This is a genomic window from Microcoleus sp. Pol12A5, from assembly GCF_036701435.1.
Taxonomy (GTDB): domain Bacteria; phylum Cyanobacteriota; class Cyanobacteriia; order Cyanobacteriales; family Microcoleaceae; genus Microcoleus.
Genome location: NZ_JAUBQU010000054.1, coordinates 14,104 through 31,670 on the forward strand (window position 1 = coordinate 14,104; position 17,567 = coordinate 31,670).

The window sequence follows — 17,567 nt, forward strand, 5'->3', positions numbered from 1 at the left end:
CGATCGGCAAGTGGTAATTGTTTGAGTAAAAAGTAAAAATAGAAGAAATCTGGATTTTGCCTTTTAACTTTCAACTTTTGACTTTTTACTTTTTAATTACTCATTACCCGCTACCCATTACCCCCTCTAGAAGTCTAACCCCGCTTCGCGAGCTGCTTCTGCGAGGGCTTTGACACGACCGTGATAGAGGTTGCCCCCCCGATCGAATACGACTTTGACTATGCCAGCGCTGGAACAGCGTTTGGCAATCAACTGACCGACTTGCACGCTCGCGGAGCAGTTGCCGCCAGAACTGAGATTTGACTTCAATTCGGGATCGAGGGTTGACGCAGCGGCCAAAGTGTGCTGGGCGGTATCGTCTATTACTTGAGCGTAGATGTGCTGCTCTGAGCGAAATACCGCTAGTCTGGGACGTTCGGCGGTGCCAAACACCTTGCGCCGAACACGGCGGTGTCTGCGCTGGACTGATTCTTTGCGAGTAAGCTTCATTGTTACTTCTTACCTGTTTTGCCTGTTTTACCAGCTTTGCGCCGGACGACTTCGCCGCTGTAGCGAATGCCTTTGCCTTTGTAGACTTCGGGCGGACGCACTGCGCGAATGCGGGCTGCTGTATTGCCTACGAGTTCTTTGTCAATGCCGGAGACAATGACGTTGGTGTTGCCTTCAACTGCCATTGTGATGCCTTCTGGAGGGGGCATTTCAACGGGTTTGCTGTAACCGACGTTTAAAATAAGGTTCCGTCCTTGAACCTGTGCCCGATAACCTGTGCCGATAATTTCGAGACGCCGCTGAAAACCTTGGGATACACCTTCGACCATGTTGGCGACTAGGGTGCGGCACAAGCCGTGTAGTTGTCTGGCGACGCGAGATTCGTCTCGGCGGGTAACGAGTAAAGTCTCGCCTTCAATTCCCATGAGGATTTCGGCTGGGATTACTCGAGAAAGTTCACCTTTAGGGCCTTTGACGGCTACTTTTTGACCGTCTAGGGTGATGGTGACTTTATTGGGAATGCTAATCGGACGCTTGCCAATTCGCGACATAGTTTTTTGTCCTTTGTTTTTAGTTATTAGTCCTTGATTATTAGTGCTTAGTTATTAGTCCTTAGTGATTGATTTTTGAGTCTGTTGCCAACGACCAGTGACTAATGACTAATGACTAATGACTACCAAACATAACAAAGCACTTCACCGCCCAAACCTTGGCGTCGAGCTTCTCTATCCGTCATAATGCCACTGGAGGTAGAAATAATGGCTATGCCAATTCCGCCTAATACTCTGGGCAATTCTTTACGGTTCGAGTAAACGCGCAGTCCTGGTTTGCTGACTCGCTTCAGTGCCGTGATAATGGGCTTGCGAGTTTTACCTTTGTACTTTAGAGAAAGCACTAAATGTCGCTTGACCCCTTCTTCTGCTTCTTCAAATTCGCCGATGAAGCCTTCACTTTTGAGGACTTGGGCGATGCTGCGGGTCATTTTTGTAGCTGGAATTTGCGTTGTTTGGTGGCGCGCCATGCAAGAATTGCGAATGCGCGTCAACATATCTGCTATGGTATCGTTAGCTGCCATCTTTTGCTTCTTACTCTAGTGCTTAGTTGTCCCGGAACGGCATTCCCATTTCTTTAAGCAAGGCGCGTCCTTCTTCGTCGGTGTTTGCTGTGGTGATAATTGAAATGTCCATGCCTCGAATTTGATCGATGCGGTCATATTCTATTTCTGGAAAAATTAGCTGTTCTCTCAGACCCAAGCTGTAGTTGCCGCGCCCGTCGAAGCTTTTGGGGCTGATGCCGCGGAAGTCGCGGATTCGGGGGAGTGCGAGGTTGATCAGCCGATCGAGAAAATCGTACATCCGATCGCCGCGCAGCGTCACCATAACGCCTACGGGTACTCCTTTGCGGATTTTGAAGCCTGCAATCGCTTTTTTCGCCCGCGTCACCACTGGTTTTTGCCCGGTGATGATGGCAATTTCGTTGATCGACGAATCCAGTGCCTTAGCGTTTTGAGATGCTTCTCCCAAACCGCGGTTCACTGTGACTTTGACGAGTTTGGGAACCTGATGGATATTAGTATATTTAAACTGATCCATCAGTGTGGGAACGATTTTTCCTTGATAAAGAACCTTGAGTTTGTCCGGCATAGTTTTTGTGTTTCGTTAACTGTCCCTGGGCTTGGTCAGGGAATTGTTCTTTGTCATTTGATAGTTGTCCGTTGTCTGTTAATGACTAATGACTAATGACTAATTATCGAGGATTTCTCCAGTTTTTTTGAGCTGTCGCAGTTTCCGGCCATCTTCGCTAAATGTATAGCAAACGCGGCTAGCTATTTTTTCTTTTTCGGAATAGTGCATGACATTTGAGCTGTGAATGGGAGCCTCAAACGTGAGTATTTTCCCTGACTCTCCCTCTTGCTGGGGCTTGACGTGCTTGGTTCTGATGTTTACACCTTTAACAACTACTTTGCTGACTTTAGGATATGTCTTTAAGATTTCTCCGACTTTTCCTTTCTCTTTGCCAGTAATTATTTGCACCGTGTCGCCTGCTTTGACGTGCATTCTGTAGCGCTGCGGTTCGCTAGTTGGTTTACCCTTTTTTCCGTACATTTTAAAGTACCTCCGGGGCTAAGGAAACGATTTTAGTAAAGTTTTTGTCGCGCAATTCGCGGGCGACGGGACCGAAGACGCGAGTGCCTTTGGGGTTGCCGTCTACGTTGATAATAACGGCGGCGTTATCGTCAAAACGAATGCTCATGCCACTGTCGCGGCGCAGACCTTTGCGAGTTCTGACAATGACTGCCCGAACGACATCTGATTTTTTGACGGCCATATTGGGGATGGCATCTTTGACGACGGCAATGATGACATCGCCGACTCCGCCGTAGCGACGGTTGCCGCCTCCCAATACGCGGATGCACATCAGTTTGCGGGCTCCGCTATTGTCGGCGACATTGAGGTATGTCTGGGGTTGAATCATGGTGATTGTTGAGTGTTAACTATTGACTGTTAACTGTTAACTGTTGACTTTTGACTGCTAGTTGATTGTTAATTTTCGATCGGGAGATCGCGATGTGGCAATTAACTGTTAGCCGTTTTTTGTCCCAAAAATCTCAGCAACCGTCCAGCGTTTGGTTTTGCTCAGGGGGCGAGTTTCAGTGATGCGGACACGATCGCCCGATTTGCACTGATTTTCTTCGTCATGAGCTTTGTAGCGCTTCGTGCGGACTACGATTTTGCCGTATTTGGTGTGGGAGGAGCGGTTTTCGATTGCTACCACGACGGTTTTATCCATCTTGTCGCTGACTACTACGCCAACTCGTTCTTTAATTGCCATAGCTACCTATTTTTGTTGTGCAATTGACTTTTTTTTAGCTACTGTGCGATCGTCGGCTCGGCTGCTGCGGTGGGAGCAGGCTGTGCTACCTGTTTAGATGCGGCTAATTTTGCTGCCGCAGCTTCTTTCTCAGCAACGATTTGGCGCTCGCGTTCAACTGTCATCAATTGAGCTAGCCGGTGTTTGGCGTGCTTGAACAGGTGAGGCTTTTCCATGCGGCCGGTAGCTTGCTGGAGCCGCAATTCCATTAGTTGGCGCTTGACGGCTAAAATTTGCTCTGCTACAGCAGCATCGCTTAATTCTCTAGCTTCTTTAATCTTGGTCAAAGACATAATTGTGTGCTTTCTCGTTAGCGAGCGGTATGACAGAAGACAGAAGTGTCTCTTAGGCTGAAGGTCGAAGGAAAGAAAAGTTATGAAAGCCAGATTTTAAATTGCTGTAGCAGTTTAAAATGCTGATTAATACAGACCTAATTCTACCTTCGCTCTTCGCTATGACTGGCCTTCTTCGCGAGTGATGAACTTGGTTTTAATTGGTAATTTGAAAGATGCCAAACGCATTGCTTCGCGGGCAATTTCTTCACTTACGCCGCCAATTTCAAACATTACCCGGCCCGGTTTGACCACGGCCACCCAAAACTCTGGTGAGCCTTTACCAGAACCCATCCGGGTTTCTGCTGCACGCTCGGTGACTGGTTTGTCGGGAAAAATGCGAATCCAAATTTTGCCACCCCGGCGGATATAGCGGGTCATGGCGCGGCGTCCGGCTTCTATTTGGCGGGAAGTAATCCAGGCGGGTTCGACGGCTTGGAGCGCGAAATCGCCAAAGCTAACTGTATTGCCGCGGGTGGCAATACCGCTCATTCGCCCGCGCTGTTGTTTGCGGAATTTCGTTCTTTTAGGGCTTAACATGGCGAAAGGGAGTTGGGTAATTGGTAATTGGTAATTGGTAATTGGTGATTGCTAATTGCTAATTGGTTTGGAACAACTCACACTTAACAAATGACAACTAACAGTTAACAATTAGCTAGCCTTCGTTCGATCGATCTTCAAAGTTCTGGCGGCGGCGCTTTTGTTTGGTGCGGGGCACTGCTGCATTTGGTGCAGCCTCTTGTTCCTGTCCGGGAATAATTTCGCCTTTGAAAACCCAAACTTTAATGCCCAGAATACCGTAGATGGTTTGAGCAGTGCAGTAGGAGTAGTCGATGTCTGCCCGCAGCGTGTGCAAGGGGACTCTTCCTTCGCGGGTCCATTCCGTACGGGCAATTTCTGCACCGTTGAGGCGTCCGCTGACTTGAATTTTGATTCCTTGGATGCCGACTTTTTGGGCGCGGGTGATTGCTTGGCGGACTACTCGGCGGAAGGATACGCGCCGTTCTAGTTGCTGAGCGATGTATTCCGCAATCAGTGTGGCATCAGCGTCTACTCGCTGGACTTCGACGACGTTGATGCGGATTTGACGGTTGCTACCGAGTTGCTGCTGCAAACCGACGCGCAAGGTTTCGATGCCTGCTCCGCCGCGGCCTACGACAACACCTGGTCTGGCGGTGAACACTTCTAGGTCGATTTGATCGGCTTTCCGCTCAATTTTGACCGAAGAAATGCCAGCATTGCTGAGCGTTTTACGAACGTACTTGCGAATTTTATAGTCTTCTTGCAAGAGTTCTGGATAGTTTTTGGGATCGGCAAACCAGCGAGAGCGGTGCTCTTGGGTAATGCCGAGGCGAAAACCAATTGGATGTATTTTTTGGCCCATAATAGTTGATGAGTTAATTGGTATTTGGTAATTGGTAATTGGTAATTGGTGATTACCCCTTTTCTTCAACTTTAAGCTGTTTATTACCTATTACGTTTTTCCCTGGTTTAGTTTTCTACGAGCGGAGCTACTACTACGGTAATGTGACAGGTTGGCTTGCGGATTTGGTAGGCACGACCTTGAGCGCGGGGTCTAAAGCGTTTGAGGACTGGGCCTTGGTCTGCGTAAGCTTGAGACACTACTAGCTTGGATTTATCCAATCCTGCGTTGTGCTCGGCGTTGGCTACTGCCGAGCGCAAAACCTTGACGATTGGTTCGCAGGCGCGGTAGGGCATGAATTCGAGTAAAATCAGCGCTTCTTGGTAGCTTTTGCCACGAATTTGGTCGAGGACTCGGCGCACTTTGAAGGGCGATGTCCGGATGTAACGGGCGATCGCCTTAATTTCGGATGTGGTATCTATAGCCATTTCGATTTCGGTAATTGGTAATTGGTAATTGGGCAAAAGGTAATTGGTAATTGGTAATTTTTTTTCCGACTACCTATTACCTGTCACCTAATTCGGCTATCTTTTCGCCTTTTTATCACCACTTTTCGCGTGACCTCTAAAGGTGCGAGTGGGGGAAAATTCTCCGAGTTTGTGACCTACCATTTGGTCGGTGAGGTAGACGGGTACGTGCTGTCTGCCGTTGTGAACGGCGATCGTGTGACCTACCATTTGGGGCAGGATTGTGGAAGAGCGCGACCAAGTTTTAATTACTTGTTTTTGGCCGGCGGCGTTGAGTTTTTCGATTTTTGTCATCAGAGCATCTGCGACAAAGGGGCCTTTTTTTAGCGATCGAGACATGATTTTTTTAGTAATTCAGGAGTCATTAGTCAGAATTAAGCAGTCATTGGTCATCAGTCCTCAGTCATTAGTTAGCAGTTAATAACTAAGCACTGAAGACTGCTGACTGATGACTAGCTTTGTCTGCCGCCCTTGCCGCGCTTGGAAGCTTTGCGGCGGCGCCGGACGATTAAAGCGTCGCTGCGCTTGTTTTTGCGTCGAGTTTTTGCACCCAATGCTGGTTTACCCCAAGGAGTGACAGGCCCCGGACGTCCGATGGGAGCTCTGCCTTCGCCGCCGCCGTGCGGGTGGTCTACCGGGTTCATGACGCTACCGCGAACGGTGGGTCTGCGACCTTTCCAGCGGGTACGGCCTGCTTTACCCAGGCTGATGTTTCTGGCGTCGGTGTTGCCGACTTGACCGATGGTGGCGTAGCAGTCGGCGCGGACTTTGCGCTGTTCGCCGGATGGCAGTTTGAGGGTGACGTAGCTACCTTCTTTTGCCATTAGCTGAGCGCTGGAGCCGGCGGAGCGAACGATTTGTCCGCCTTTTCCGGGTACTAGCTCGACGTTGTGGATGCTGGTACCGAGGGGAATGTTCTTGAGGGGGAGGGCGTTGCCGATTTCGATCGGCGCGTCTGGGCCTGAGACAATTACTGTACCGACGTTTAAGTTAAGCGGGTGCAGTATGTACCGTTTTTCGCCGTCTTTGTAGAACAGGAGGGCGATGCGGGCGTTCCGATTGGGGTCGTATTCGATCGCCTTGACGGTAGCGGGAATGCTGTGTTTGTCGCGGCGGAAGTCGATGTCTCTATAAAGCCGTTTGTGACCGCCTCCCCGGTGGCGACAGGTGATGACGCCTCGGTTGTTGCGGCCTTGTTTGGTGTGCTTATTACTGGTTAGAGACTTTTCTGGCTCTGATTTGGTAATTTCAGCAAAGTCCGAGACGGTTTGTTCTCGGGTGCTGGAGGTATAAGGTCGGTAAGAACGGATGCCCATAATCGATTTTAGATTTTAGATTTTAGATTTGGGATGCAAGGACTTGGCGGTTTTGGATTTTAGATTTGGGATTATCAGTTAACTTGGTAACTTTCTGGGTTTGGTATTTTGACCAGTTAACCGCAATCTAAAATCTAAAATCTAAAATCCAAAATTGGCTAAACTTCTGGGAATAGGAGTTTGCGGATCGAGTCTCCGTCGGTCAGAGTTACGGTTGCTCGCTTGTAACAAGGTTTAAAGCCGACGAATTTGCCAACTCTACGCTTTTTACGCGGCGGGTTTTGGGTGTTGACGCCGATGACTTTGACCTTAAATAGTTCTTCGATTGCAGCTTTGATTTGAGGCTTTGTCGCTTTGGGGGCTACGTCGAATGTGAATTGATTTAATTCCATCATTCGGGTAGCTTTCTCGGTGAGAATCGGACGCTGGATCAAATCTGCGTAGTCGCGGGGGTCGATTTTACTCACCGTAAATCTCCTGAATTTTAGCTATGGCTGTAGATGTGACGATAATTTTGTCAGCCGCGAGAACGTCGTAAACATTCAGGGAAGTTGCCAAGATGACGTTTACTAATTCGATGTTGCGTCCTGATAAGTAGACGTTTGGTTGCGGTTCTGGCAAGATTAACAGAACTTTTGTATCGGGTTCGATGCCCCAGCGGGCGATCGCACTCAGCAATTCTTTGCTTTTCGGTCTCGGAAATTGCTCTGCAAATTCTTCAACCACAATGATGTCTTCGGTGCGACTTTGGAATGCTGTCCGCAAAGCGAGACGGCGTTCCTTTTTGTTCATTTTGACTTCAAAGTCTCTCGGTTTTGGTCCGAAGATGACACCGCCGCCCCGCCACAGCGGAGAACGGATTGAACCTGCTCGGGCTCGGCCGGTGCCTTTTTGACGCCAGGGTTTGCGGCCACCGCCTCTAACTTCCGATCGAGTTTTGGTGCAAGCATTTCCTTGACGGGCATTATTCAGTTGCCGCGTCAATGCTCTGTGAACGATGTGAGACGCATTTTCTTCTTTGGCTACGCGCAGTTCTAAAGTTGTTTCCCCAACTTCTTCGCCTTGCCAATTTCGGACTACACAATTAACCATATCTTTTGTCCTTTGTCTGTTGTTAGTTGTCTGTTGTTAGTTGTCTGTTGTTAGTTGTCTGTTGTCTGTTCTCAGGTCTTAGTTTTCAGCTCTTAGTTTTCAGCTTTTAGTTCTTAGTTATTGCTTGCTACTAATGGCCAACCACTATCTACTGACTGCTGACTACTGACTACTGACTAACGTCCTACTTTTTTCTCAGGCACAACATTGACTAAGGCGCCAGCTTTGCCGGGAACTGCTCCCTTAATTAGCAGCAAATTCTGCTCTGTATCCACCCGGACAATTGTTAGTTTGCGGACGGTGACTTGAACGTTGCCCATACGTCCTGCCATTCTTTTGCCGGGATAAACGCGACCCGGAGTAGTTCCAGGTCCGATCGATCCAGGTTCGCGGTGGTTCTTGGAACCGTGAGACATCGGGCCTCGTTTAAAGTTGTGGCGCTTTTGAAAACCTGCAAAACCTTTACCGATGCTTGTACCGATGACATCTACTATTTGTCCCGGTGTAAAGGTATCTGCTTTTAGTTGTTGACCTAATTCAAATGAACTGGTGTCTTCCAATCGGTATTCCTGCAAGTGGCGCAGTGGATTCGCCCCCGATTTGGCAAGGTGTCCTAGTTCTGGCTTGTTGAGAGCCTTTGGTTTGACTTCGTTGTATCCAACTTGAACGGCACCGTAGCCGTCAGTTTGTTTTGTTTTGATTTGAGTTACTGTACAAGGCCCTGCTTGTATGACGGTGACAGGGATTGCTCTCCCTTGGTCGTCAAACACTTGAGTCATGCCTAGTTTAGTGCCAAGAATGCCTACAGACACGGATTTTTTTCCTTTTATTTACGCAAGAGGTTTCGGATTGCGAAAGTTACGTCAATCCGCTTGCTCTTGTGCAGAAACATTTATTTCAGTGTTCCTGCAATTAACTGTTATCAACCAACAGCCTTCCTCGGTGTTTAAAATTTGAGTTTTAAATTTGGGAGCGAGCTTGTGGAAGTCTTGCAAGGGTTGAGATTCGCGGCTTTTTACCGACTCTATCTCCGAGTTTTGTCTCGGTCTTGCTTGTTTGTGCCAGGACTTGAGCAGCAAACTACTCAGTATCCTTTACGGCGACAATTCACAATAGTACATGAAGTGTTTGCCGTTTGTCAAGGGCGCAATGAGAATTTTTCGCCTCAACTTTAGGATTTATAATATTTCCAGCTCGCAAGCAGCGATCGACCAAATTTTGATACAGCAGGAAACACAAATTTATGGGACTGATTACGACGGGATCTGATCTGATTCGGGATTTGGAAAAGTCGGGGTCGCTGGCCCTGTACGTTCCTTTAGAGGGAGGATTTGAGGGGCGCTACCTCCGCAGGCTGAGGGCTGCGGGCTACGGTGGATACACGATTTCGGCGCGGGGTTTGGGCGATTTGGCGATGTATTTAACGGGGGTTCACGGCGTGCGGCCGCCGCATTTGGGCAAGAAAACTACTGGCAACGAAGCGTCGGTTGGTTATACATACTACGTGCCACCGATGTTGAAAACTCAATTAGACAATTTGCCACCGAAAGCAAAAGGATTGGTGCTGTGGATTATTGAAGGGCAAATTTTGTCGAGTCAGGAGATTGAGTATTTGACTGTTTTGCCGACGTTAGAACCGCGAGTTAAAATAGCAGTGGAGATGGGGGGCGATCGAGCTTTTAGCTGGAAACCACTTAAAGACGCTTTAGTTGCAGCTTAAATTCCGCTATTTGCGATCGCAAATTAACTAAAAAACGCAGCGAGCAACTAAAGCTCAACAGCTTCTGCTCGCTGGTTTTGATATTTTTGGGAAAAAGTTAATTAACTAACAGGAAAAATCTTATGCTTCAGAATCGCGATTATACGATAATCATTGACAAAAGCGGCAGTATGTACACAAAAGACCAGATGGGCGGTAAAAGTCGGTGGGCGCTCATGCAAGAATCGACGATCGCATTGGCGAATAAATGCGAAGAACTCGATCCTGATGGCATAACAGTTTATGTGTTTTCCGGTCGCTTCAAGCGATATGACAACGTAACATCAGCTAAAGTCGTGCAAATTTTCCAAGAAAACGAACCTTCCGGGACTACGAATTTAGCTGCTGTTCTGCAAGACGCCCTGAACAGTTATTTTCAGCGAAAAGCATCCGGTAAGACCAAGCAAAATGGGGAAACAATATTAGTGGTGACGGACGGGGAACCGGACGATCGCAAAGAAGTGATGAAAACTATTATAGAGGCTTCTCGGAAGCTCGATCGAGATGAAGAGTTGGCGATTTCTTTCATTCAAGTAGGGAATGCGCCGGAAGCTACTAAGTTTCTCAAGATATTGGATGACGAACTGCAAAGCGCTGGGGCTAAATTCGATATCGTTGATACTGTCACGATGGATGATATTGAAGGAATGACCCTGACAGAGGTATTGCTGAATGCAATAACTGATTAAGGAGGCGGGCGAAGTTTCCGTGATTATATTGGGGCCAGTTAGCCCAGCAGCATTTTTTAGGGGGTTTAAGTTATGGAATCGATAGAGCGCCTGTTAGGTGAACTTAAGGCAGAGTATCAAGCATCTCAAAAAATTGCTGAGTTGAAAAGTCAGGCGCCGGCGCAAGCACAAGCGCCGTCAAATCCAACATTTAAAACATCAGATATAAATTTGTATGCTAGTCCTTTGGATAAGGATTTAGCTCAAATTAAGGCTGAGTACGAATCGCAAAATACAGCTCAGGGAGTGTCTGCACTGCAACCGCTTAAGGCTGAGCAAGAAGCGCAAAATAAAGCTCAGGAGGTCGCTTCACTGCAACCGCAACCCGCAGAAAAAGTCGCGGAACCACAGTTGGACGTACAAACGCACAAACAGAAAGTTAGGCAAGCTCAGGTTTGGCTGAAAAAGTTGGATAAAAATTCCGATGAGGGATATTGGTTCGATCAGTTTGCTTTTAAGTATTCTTCGAGGATAGATGCCGCGATCGACTATTTGCAAGCGGTGAATGAGTTTGATTGATTGAACTGCAGAGTATTCACAATTTTTAAGGCCGTTTTTTGGTTAATTGCCCTCTCTATTTGTTGTAAGGACACGGCAGTGCTGTGTCTTTACAAAGCGTAAAATAAATATCATTTGTATCACGAGGGATTTAGGATACAGCAGTGCCGCATCCCTACAAATCCCCAGCAAATAAAAATCATTATAGGAACACAGCACAGTTATTTCCTGTGGCTTTCATAACCACGGGGAGGATTGCTCCTATACTAAATTTTTGGACACTGATGTAGGATGCAACAAAAACAAAGCCGCCTTTTTTGCTGTATCTTCAGAGAGCTGAATTTGTTTTAACTCAACAATACCTTCACTGATAAAAGTATCTCTCAAAGCAGCTTTTTCTCCACTGTTAAAAGTCGTTTCGTAAAACACTTCTCTAATTCCAGCAGCAATGACTAATTTCAAACAATAGATGCACGGTTCTAAAGTGACGTAAATACTAGCACCAGCAGTAGATATACCGTGTTTAGCAGCTTTGGCGATCGCATTTGCTTCAGCGTGAACCGCCCTTGATGGCAAAGTTTTACTGGCGTCGCAGCTACTCAAACCAGGATAGCAGAAGCCTTGAGTAGTACAGTGTGCCGAACCAGACGGCGAACCGTTATAACCCGTTGCTAAAACTTGCCTGTTTTTAGTTATCACCGCGCCTACAGGAAAAGCCAGACAAGTCGATCGAGTAGCGGCTAATTTGGCTAACATTAAGAAGTATTCGTCCCAATTCGGTCTTTCTTCTTCTAGATTCATCGTCTATCCTGGATGTATTGCTTGCTCGTTTTGAGACACTCGGCAGCCTTCTGCAATTCTATTCCCAAATAACCAATATGCTCGCCTTTAATAGCGGGGGAAGCCGCACAAATTTCTCGCACTAACTTGAGAGGGTTTTTTCCAGAATAACAGGTGACAACTTCGCCGCTGCCGGGGGTGGTTTGCGTGACAACTATTTGATTGTCGGCTACTTCAACTAAAAAATTGCCCGCTGCGTCGAAAAAGTCTCGCTCTTCGCAGATTTTAGCATATTGGGTTTGAATTAGTCGATCGGCATTTTCAAACGTATCGTCATACAAGTGAGCCGATTGACTCAGCGTTACCAACGGGCCCATTGTCAAATTATAATCGGAACGCCTAGCAATTTCATCTCGAATGTGCTGCTGCAAAGCCCGCAAACCCATTGCATTGGCCGGCCAAGCCGCAAACATATCGTTACTGCGGAGAGTTGCAGTTAGGGAGATTTCACCGTCAACAACTCGCACCCAAATGTGATTTAAACAAGGACTGCCGCTGTGCTGATGATCTGAGGAACCGTCAGACCTTCTGTTAATATTTCCCCCAGCATCCCACAAACTAATTACAGCACTTGCCGCGTCAATTTCTTTAATTAGTTTGGCAATAACTTCTTCAATTTGATCGCGACCAAACCAAGAGCGCATCCGCTGTGCGTAGGTATATTTAATGCCTTCGTTATACGGGGCATCTTCCAGCATTTGCGGTTTGTACTGTTCGAGGAAATCGCGGTCGATTGGTAAGTAATTCGGTTCGGGAAAATAGAACTCGGCAGGTTCATCTGTAATCACTGCCATTAAGTCGATTAATTCTTGCCACTGTCCGTCGTAACCAGTCGGCCGTAAGGTGCCAGTGGTCTTAATTCGGTGGATGATTTTTACCCAAGTTTCGGCGATAGTTTTGCCTTCGATTCTGTGTCCGTATTTCTCACCGGGGAGTACAGTTGGGACGATTTCGACTAACGGAAAAGTTACGGCTTCTCCCCAAGGTTCAACAGATTTTTTTTGGGCAAAAGAATTGACAATAGTCACTGTTTCGGCTATACTTTTTGCTTCTTTCCATTCTATTGAATAACGCAATAGTTCTAAGGCTTCTGTTGCTATTTCAATATCAATGTAGCCAAATATTGAAGATTTAATTAGCCAGCAATCTCTACCAGTATCGCTTTTTCCTGCTTCAAAGCCGTTGCTAAAAAAGTCGAGCAAGCACGCTGCCGCGCCCGAATTGCGGTCTTCTTTGGTAGCGTTGAGAATTACTAAAAAGCGGACGTGGGGATTGCACAGCAAGTTTCTAATTAAGAAGTTTATGCCGCGAGTAGGAGAGTACAGTTGTCCGATGACAGCAAATTCGTTGGGTTGTAATTTTTTGCCGATCGCACTTTTTACTGTCCAGCCGCTGACAATGGCTGTTTGCCCCGTTCCGCAAATTAATTGATTTGGTTTGTATAGGGGTTTGTACTCAAATTTATTGACGAGATTTGTGGCTGTCATGGTTTACCGTTTTTTGCACCGCGTACTACTATATCAATAGTTTGGATGGTTTGAAGGGGCGCTATCAATCATCTTTATGCTGCCGCTGCAACGATTTGTTATGCTGCGTCAACGCAAATCTTTGCCTGAATGTCTTTTACCGCGATCGCCTTCAGCGGAATAGAAATGACAAACTCTGTACCTTGACCTAAAGCTGAGGTGACTTCTAGAGTTCCAGAGTGTTTCTGGACTACGATTTGATGAGCGATCGCCAATCCTAGGCCTGTTCCTTGCCCCACGCCTTTGGTGGTAAACAGATGCTCAAAAATTTTTGGCTTCACTGCATCCGTCATGCCAATCCCATTATCCTGAATTCGGATCACTGCCTGAGATTCCGACAATTGGGTTTTGACAGTAATCTGGTTGGGTTTGGTTTTGATCTGAGCAAAACTGCGTCCTTGATTTGATTCCTCAAGCGCATCGATCGCATTTGCCAGCACATTCATAAATACCTGATTCAACTGTCCGGCAAAGCATTCTACCTGGGGCAGATCGCCATAGTCTGTGATGACTTGAATTTCCGGGCGGGAGTCATTGGCTTTGAGGCGATGTTTGAGAATCAACAGCGTGCTGTCAATGCCGTCGTGGATATTGCAAGTAATTGGGAGTTCGCAATCCGAACGCGAGAAGGTTCTTAAACTGGTGCTGATGGTGCGAATGCGATCGACTCCTTCTTGCATCGAATCGATTAACTTGGGTAGATCCTCTTGTAAGTATTCCAAGTCTATTTCCTCCACGAATGCCTGAAGTGTGGCACTTGGATAAGAGAGTTCTTTTTGGTAGAGAGCGATCAGTTGAAAGAGGTCTTTAATATAGTCCTTAGCGGGATTCAGATTGCCCGCAATAAAGCCAAGCGGGTTATTAATCTCGTGCGCGACACCCGCCACTAAATTGCCTAAAGCAGACATCTTTTCGGTGTTGACTAAGTGACACTGAGACTGTTGGAGTTGTATGAAGGCTGCTTCTAAATCAGCCGTTTGCTCAGCTACCCGCTGTTCGAGATTTTTAGTTAACTGCCGTAGTTGCAAATGAGTTTTCACCCGTGCAAGAACCTCCTGTTCTTGAAAGGGTTTAGTGATGTAGTCCACAGCACCCAAGTCAAATCCTTTCACCTTACTGTCAGCATCGGACAGAGCAGTCATAAAAATGATCGGAATGCTGGCTGTGCTGGGATCTGCCTTCAGACGTTGGCAGGTTTCAAAGCCGTCAATTCCTGGCATTTGAACATCGAGCAAGATCAGATCGGGAGGATAAGCTTGGACTCTCTTAAGAGCGCGATCGCCGTTGATTGCGGTTACTACTTCATACCCCGCATCACTTAATGTTTCACAAACCACTTCTAAGTTTGCAGGGGTATCATCCACCACCAGAATTAATTCAGGACTAGACATCGGCTTTTTTCTCTGTGAGGTGTTGTTGTAGCAACTCTTCAATTTCTTCGTCTTTAAATTGCTTGGCAAGCTGAAGAATTTGTGATGCAAAATCAGCGTAGCGAGGGTTAGAGCGAGCAAGATGCTCTGTGTGTTCTCGTAGCCGTTTTAAGTTGCCTTGCTCTGCCAGTTGTAGTAACGCCCTTAACTCTAAACTCGAAGGAATAATCCCTTCAGGCTTCTCTAATGCAGTCGTTAGAGTGGATGGCCCAGAGTCATTTGAGGCTGTCATTTCATATTTCCACTTTAATTCCAAATGAGTGGCTAAGAGGTTAAATAATTCACTGACTTCCACTGGCTTGGCCAGGAAATCATTTCCCCCTGCATCTAAACTCATCTGTTGATAGGCTTGTGATACTGATGCAGAAGAGACAAGGATCTTCTGGTGTTGCAACTCATTTGCACTGCGAACCTGTTTGAGCAGTTCAAAGCCATCCATGACTGGCATTGCCAAGTCTGTAATCACTAAGTCAGGTTGAGACTGTCGTATTTTTTCCAATCCTTCTTGTCCATTTTCAGCTTCAGTAAGTTGGAATCCTAGTGGATATAACAAGTTGACGAGAACGGCTCGGTTTTCCCAACGATCGTCTACAACAAGAATGCTGCGTCGTTGTCCTTCGTAACCAATAATTTGTTTTCCAGTTGTGAGGGAGTTTTGCTCGACCCAATCGGTGGCGATCGCCATTTCCACCTCAAAAAAGAACTCACTACCGACTCCGGGTTGGCTTTTAACTTGGATTTTTCCGTTCATAAGTTGGACAATCCTTTGGCTGATCGCGAGTCCTAAACCCGTACCCTCGACTTGGCGCTGGCGATCGCCCACTTGTTCAAAAGCCTGAAAAATTTTATCCCATTGATCGGGCGCAATTCCTACGCCGGTATCCTCAATTTGAAATTTGAAAGAGCGACTGGACGGATTGGGAGAATTCTCAACTACGGCAACCTTGAGCGTGACAGAACCTTTGTCGGTGAATTTAATCGCATTTCCCACCAAGTTGAGTAACACCTGACGCAGCCGTTTTTCATCGGCAAAAATCCCTTCAGGCAACTGCGGATCTGGCTGGTAAACGAAGTTAATGCCTTTTTGGTCGGCACGAATGCCGCAGATTTCAGCGACACCTTGGAGGAATGAGGGAAAGTGAATCCCTTTAGGTGTGAGTTCTAATTTGCCGGCTTCAATTTTGGACAAGTCCAACACATCGTTAATCAGCGTCAGCAAATGAGAACCACACTGGTGAATGATTTCTACCCCATGACGTTCTTTCGCTGGCAATGCGCTGCTGCGGTTGAGGATTTGAGCATAGCCCAAAATACCGTTGAGAGGAGTGCGAAGTTCGTGGCTCATGTTGGCGAGAAATTCGCTTTTTGCTTTGTTGGCATTGTCTGCAGCTTCCTTTGCATACTTGAGTTCGGCGGTGCGTTTTTCAACTCGCTGTTCAAGCTGCTGGTTAGTTTGCTCTAGGGCGGTGAAGGAATCGCGCAACTGCTGCGCCATTCGGTTAAAGGATTGAGCAAGTACACCCAGTTCTTTAACGCCAGAGGTTTCGACGTTTTGGTCGAGTTTTCCTTCGGCGATCGCTTCCGATGCGTGACTGAGCAGCAAAATGGGTCGAGCAATCCAGCGCGAGGTGTAGATACCCAAAACGGTTGCCAGTCCTAATGCGCCTAAACACAGCCAAATCGTGTTGACTGTATTGGCATTAATTCGTCCCATGAAATCTGATTCCGGCATGGCTACGACTACGAGCCAGTCCAATCCCCATTCGTCCTGCCAGGGAGTTACTTGAACAAACTCCCGCTCACCTTGGATCTCAAAGTCTAGGCGCTGGATGGTTTGAATAGTTTTCAGATCGCCGAAGCGATCGCCGAGATACTTGGACGTGGCTTGAATTAGGGCGTCCTTACTCTCAAAGCCGCGCAGTCGCTGAGGTTTGCCGTTGGTCACTGAAAACACCGGCGCATCGCTAGAGCTGGCAACGATAAATCCGTTGCGCTCCAGAATGAACACCTTGCTGGATTGACTAACCTTAATTTCACGTAAAAAGTCACTAATTTGCGAAAGGCGCTGCTCGACCCCCACGCTGCCGATCAACTCACCATTCTTTTTATAGATGGGGCGACTCGTCGCGATCGACAACGGGTAGTTATTAGTCTCCCATTGATAGATCGCGCTCCACCCTGGTTTGCCCGTCTCGACACCTTTGGCGTACCAGCCTTCTTTCTGGAACTGATACGCTTTGGTGATTTCAAACATTTTAGTAGGCTTGCTTTGGTCATTCGTCATGTAGTTGTACAAATCAGGATTGCCGTACCGCTTCGGTAGCACCAGGCTAATGTCAGGATTGCCGTGGTTGGGAATGGTTGACTCGCGGTAATATCCCGATGCGATAAAGTCGCCCGTTTTAGAGCCGTAGAGGATATAGCCAACGTTATAGGTTTTTACCTGCTTGGCAAAGAATTGAGCCAGGCGATCGGCATCCTGTAAGTTCAACAATCCCAGGTCAATTTGCTCGCCGTTGATTTGGGTCAAATAGCGGGTTGCAGCGGCATAGCTGTCGAGGTGCTGATCCACACGGTTACTCACCTCTGTTTGCAAGTTAGTCGCGAGTTCATTCACTGCTTTCTGTCCATTTCGCAGCGACAGATACCCTGTTAATCCTACGGCCGCGAAGATTTGCAGGATGAATGGAACAACCAGACCTGTTCGCAGGGGAACCTTACTAAAGCCTTTAGCAACAACAATTGTGGACTTTGATAGCATAGCTTTCAAAACAGTAAAGATAGGTACAGGGCTGA

General features: G+C 47.2%; 23 protein-coding genes. 3 read left to right on the forward strand and 20 right to left on the reverse strand.

Going from position 1 to position 17,567, the window contains the following annotated elements:
• Positions 1 to 126: 126 nt before the first annotated feature.
• From rplR to rplC, 16 genes are all read right to left on the reverse strand, one after another.
• Positions 127 to 489 carry a 50S ribosomal protein L18 gene (gene rplR, locus QUA45_RS15875; RefSeq protein WP_333095878.1) on the reverse strand — a complete coding sequence of 121 codons (363 nt, stop codon included), beginning with the start codon at positions 487 to 489 and terminating at the stop codon, positions 127 to 129.
• 2 nt (positions 490 to 491) lie between these two features.
• Complete coding sequence (gene rplF / locus QUA45_RS15880; RefSeq protein ID WP_190737229.1) at positions 492 to 1,040, reverse strand: 50S ribosomal protein L6; 549 nt, start codon at positions 1,038 to 1,040, stop codon at positions 492 to 494.
• Positions 1,041 to 1,162: 122 nt separating this feature from the next.
• Positions 1,163 to 1,564 (reverse strand): 30S ribosomal protein S8, encoded by a 402-nt coding sequence (rpsH, locus tag QUA45_RS15885; protein ID WP_190737227.1) that lies wholly within the window; start codon positions 1,562 to 1,564, stop codon positions 1,163 to 1,165.
• A gap of 22 nt (positions 1,565 to 1,586) precedes the next feature.
• Complete coding sequence (gene rplE, locus QUA45_RS15890) at positions 1,587 to 2,132, reverse strand: 50S ribosomal protein L5 (RefSeq protein WP_333070033.1); 546 nt, start codon at positions 2,130 to 2,132, stop codon at positions 1,587 to 1,589.
• Between the two features lie 99 nt (positions 2,133 to 2,231).
• Positions 2,232 to 2,594: a 50S ribosomal protein L24 gene (gene rplX, locus QUA45_RS15895; RefSeq protein WP_333045759.1), complete on the reverse strand. Its 363-nt coding sequence runs from the start codon at positions 2,592 to 2,594 to the stop codon at positions 2,232 to 2,234.
• A gap of 1 nt (position 2,595) precedes the next feature.
• Complete coding sequence (gene rplN / locus QUA45_RS15900; protein WP_006634991.1) at positions 2,596 to 2,964, reverse strand: 50S ribosomal protein L14; 369 nt, start codon at positions 2,962 to 2,964, stop codon at positions 2,596 to 2,598.
• 108 nt (positions 2,965 to 3,072) lie between these two features.
• Positions 3,073 to 3,321, reverse strand: a complete 249-nt coding sequence (rpsQ, locus tag QUA45_RS15905; protein ID WP_006634992.1) for a 30S ribosomal protein S17 — start codon at positions 3,319 to 3,321, stop codon at positions 3,073 to 3,075.
• Between the two features lie 38 nt (positions 3,322 to 3,359).
• Complete coding sequence (rpmC, locus tag QUA45_RS15910; protein ID WP_333095879.1) at positions 3,360 to 3,653, reverse strand: 50S ribosomal protein L29; 294 nt, start codon at positions 3,651 to 3,653, stop codon at positions 3,360 to 3,362.
• A gap of 159 nt (positions 3,654 to 3,812) precedes the next feature.
• Positions 3,813 to 4,232 carry a 50S ribosomal protein L16 gene (gene rplP, locus QUA45_RS15915; RefSeq protein WP_333095880.1) on the reverse strand — a complete coding sequence of 140 codons (420 nt, stop codon included), beginning with the start codon at positions 4,230 to 4,232 and terminating at the stop codon, positions 3,813 to 3,815.
• A 115-nt stretch (positions 4,233 to 4,347) separates the two neighbouring features.
• On the reverse strand, positions 4,348 to 5,076 hold the full coding sequence (rpsC, locus tag QUA45_RS15920; RefSeq protein WP_006634995.1) for a 30S ribosomal protein S3: 729 nt from the start codon (positions 5,074 to 5,076) through the stop codon (positions 4,348 to 4,350).
• Positions 5,077 to 5,183: 107 nt separating this feature from the next.
• The gene (gene rplV, locus QUA45_RS15925; protein WP_190657986.1) at positions 5,184 to 5,543 is read right to left on the reverse strand and encodes a 50S ribosomal protein L22; all 360 of its coding nucleotides are present in this window, start codon (positions 5,541 to 5,543) and stop codon (positions 5,184 to 5,186) included.
• 96 nt (positions 5,544 to 5,639) lie between these two features.
• Positions 5,640 to 5,921, reverse strand: a complete 282-nt coding sequence (rpsS, locus tag QUA45_RS15930) for a 30S ribosomal protein S19 (RefSeq protein WP_006634997.1) — start codon at positions 5,919 to 5,921, stop codon at positions 5,640 to 5,642.
• 113 nt (positions 5,922 to 6,034) lie between these two features.
• Entirely contained in the window at positions 6,035 to 6,898 is an 864-nt protein-coding gene (gene rplB, locus QUA45_RS15935; protein WP_015178705.1) for a 50S ribosomal protein L2, read from the reverse strand.
• Positions 6,899 to 7,056: 158 nt separating this feature from the next.
• On the reverse strand, positions 7,057 to 7,365 hold the full coding sequence (locus QUA45_RS15940) for a 50S ribosomal protein L23 (RefSeq protein ID WP_006634999.1): 309 nt from the start codon (positions 7,363 to 7,365) through the stop codon (positions 7,057 to 7,059).
• The gene (gene rplD / locus QUA45_RS15945; RefSeq protein ID WP_190657994.1) at positions 7,358 to 7,990 is read right to left on the reverse strand and encodes a 50S ribosomal protein L4; all 633 of its coding nucleotides are present in this window, start codon (positions 7,988 to 7,990) and stop codon (positions 7,358 to 7,360) included. The genes QUA45_RS15940 and rplD overlap by 8 nt, the downstream gene beginning before the upstream one ends.
• A gap of 176 nt (positions 7,991 to 8,166) precedes the next feature.
• Positions 8,167 to 8,802 carry a 50S ribosomal protein L3 gene (gene rplC / locus QUA45_RS15950; RefSeq protein ID WP_190657996.1) on the reverse strand — a complete coding sequence of 212 codons (636 nt, stop codon included), beginning with the start codon at positions 8,800 to 8,802 and terminating at the stop codon, positions 8,167 to 8,169.
• Positions 8,803 to 9,233: 431 nt separating this feature from the next.
• Between rplC and QUA45_RS15955 the strand changes: the two genes are divergently transcribed.
• The 3 genes from QUA45_RS15955 (at position 9,234) to QUA45_RS15965 (ending at position 10,996) form a co-directional block, all read left to right on the forward strand.
• Positions 9,234 to 9,710, forward strand: coding sequence for an NAD(P)H-quinone oxidoreductase subunit N (locus QUA45_RS15955; RefSeq protein ID WP_333095882.1), 477 nt, complete (start codon positions 9,234 to 9,236; stop codon positions 9,708 to 9,710).
• 122 nt (positions 9,711 to 9,832) lie between these two features.
• Entirely contained in the window at positions 9,833 to 10,438 is a 606-nt protein-coding gene (locus QUA45_RS15960; protein ID WP_333057785.1) for a VWA domain-containing protein, read from the forward strand.
• Between the two features lie 72 nt (positions 10,439 to 10,510).
• Positions 10,511 to 10,996: a salt stress protein, Slr1339 family gene (locus tag QUA45_RS15965; protein WP_333095883.1), complete on the forward strand. Its 486-nt coding sequence runs from the start codon at positions 10,511 to 10,513 to the stop codon at positions 10,994 to 10,996.
• A gap of 240 nt (positions 10,997 to 11,236) precedes the next feature.
• Here the strand turns inward: QUA45_RS15965 and QUA45_RS15970 are convergent, their stop codons facing one another.
• The 4 genes from QUA45_RS15970 to QUA45_RS15985 all read right to left on the reverse strand — a co-directional run bounded on the left by QUA45_RS15970 (position 11,237) and on the right by QUA45_RS15985 (position 17,532).
• Complete coding sequence (locus QUA45_RS15970) at positions 11,237 to 11,776, reverse strand: dCMP deaminase family protein (RefSeq protein WP_333039601.1); 540 nt, start codon at positions 11,774 to 11,776, stop codon at positions 11,237 to 11,239.
• A complete protein-coding gene (locus QUA45_RS15975; RefSeq protein WP_333221481.1) occupies positions 11,773 to 13,302 on the reverse strand; it encodes a thymidylate synthase in 1,530 nt (509 codons plus the stop codon). The genes QUA45_RS15970 and QUA45_RS15975 overlap by 4 nt, the downstream gene beginning before the upstream one ends.
• Positions 13,303 to 13,400: 98 nt before the next feature.
• A complete protein-coding gene (locus QUA45_RS15980) occupies positions 13,401 to 14,732 on the reverse strand; it encodes a response regulator (RefSeq protein ID WP_333221483.1) in 1,332 nt (443 codons plus the stop codon).
• The gene (locus QUA45_RS15985) at positions 14,725 to 17,532 is read right to left on the reverse strand and encodes an ATP-binding protein (RefSeq protein WP_333095887.1); all 2,808 of its coding nucleotides are present in this window, start codon (positions 17,530 to 17,532) and stop codon (positions 14,725 to 14,727) included. The genes QUA45_RS15980 and QUA45_RS15985 overlap by 8 nt, the downstream gene beginning before the upstream one ends.
• Between the last annotated feature and the right edge of the window lie 35 nt (positions 17,533 to 17,567).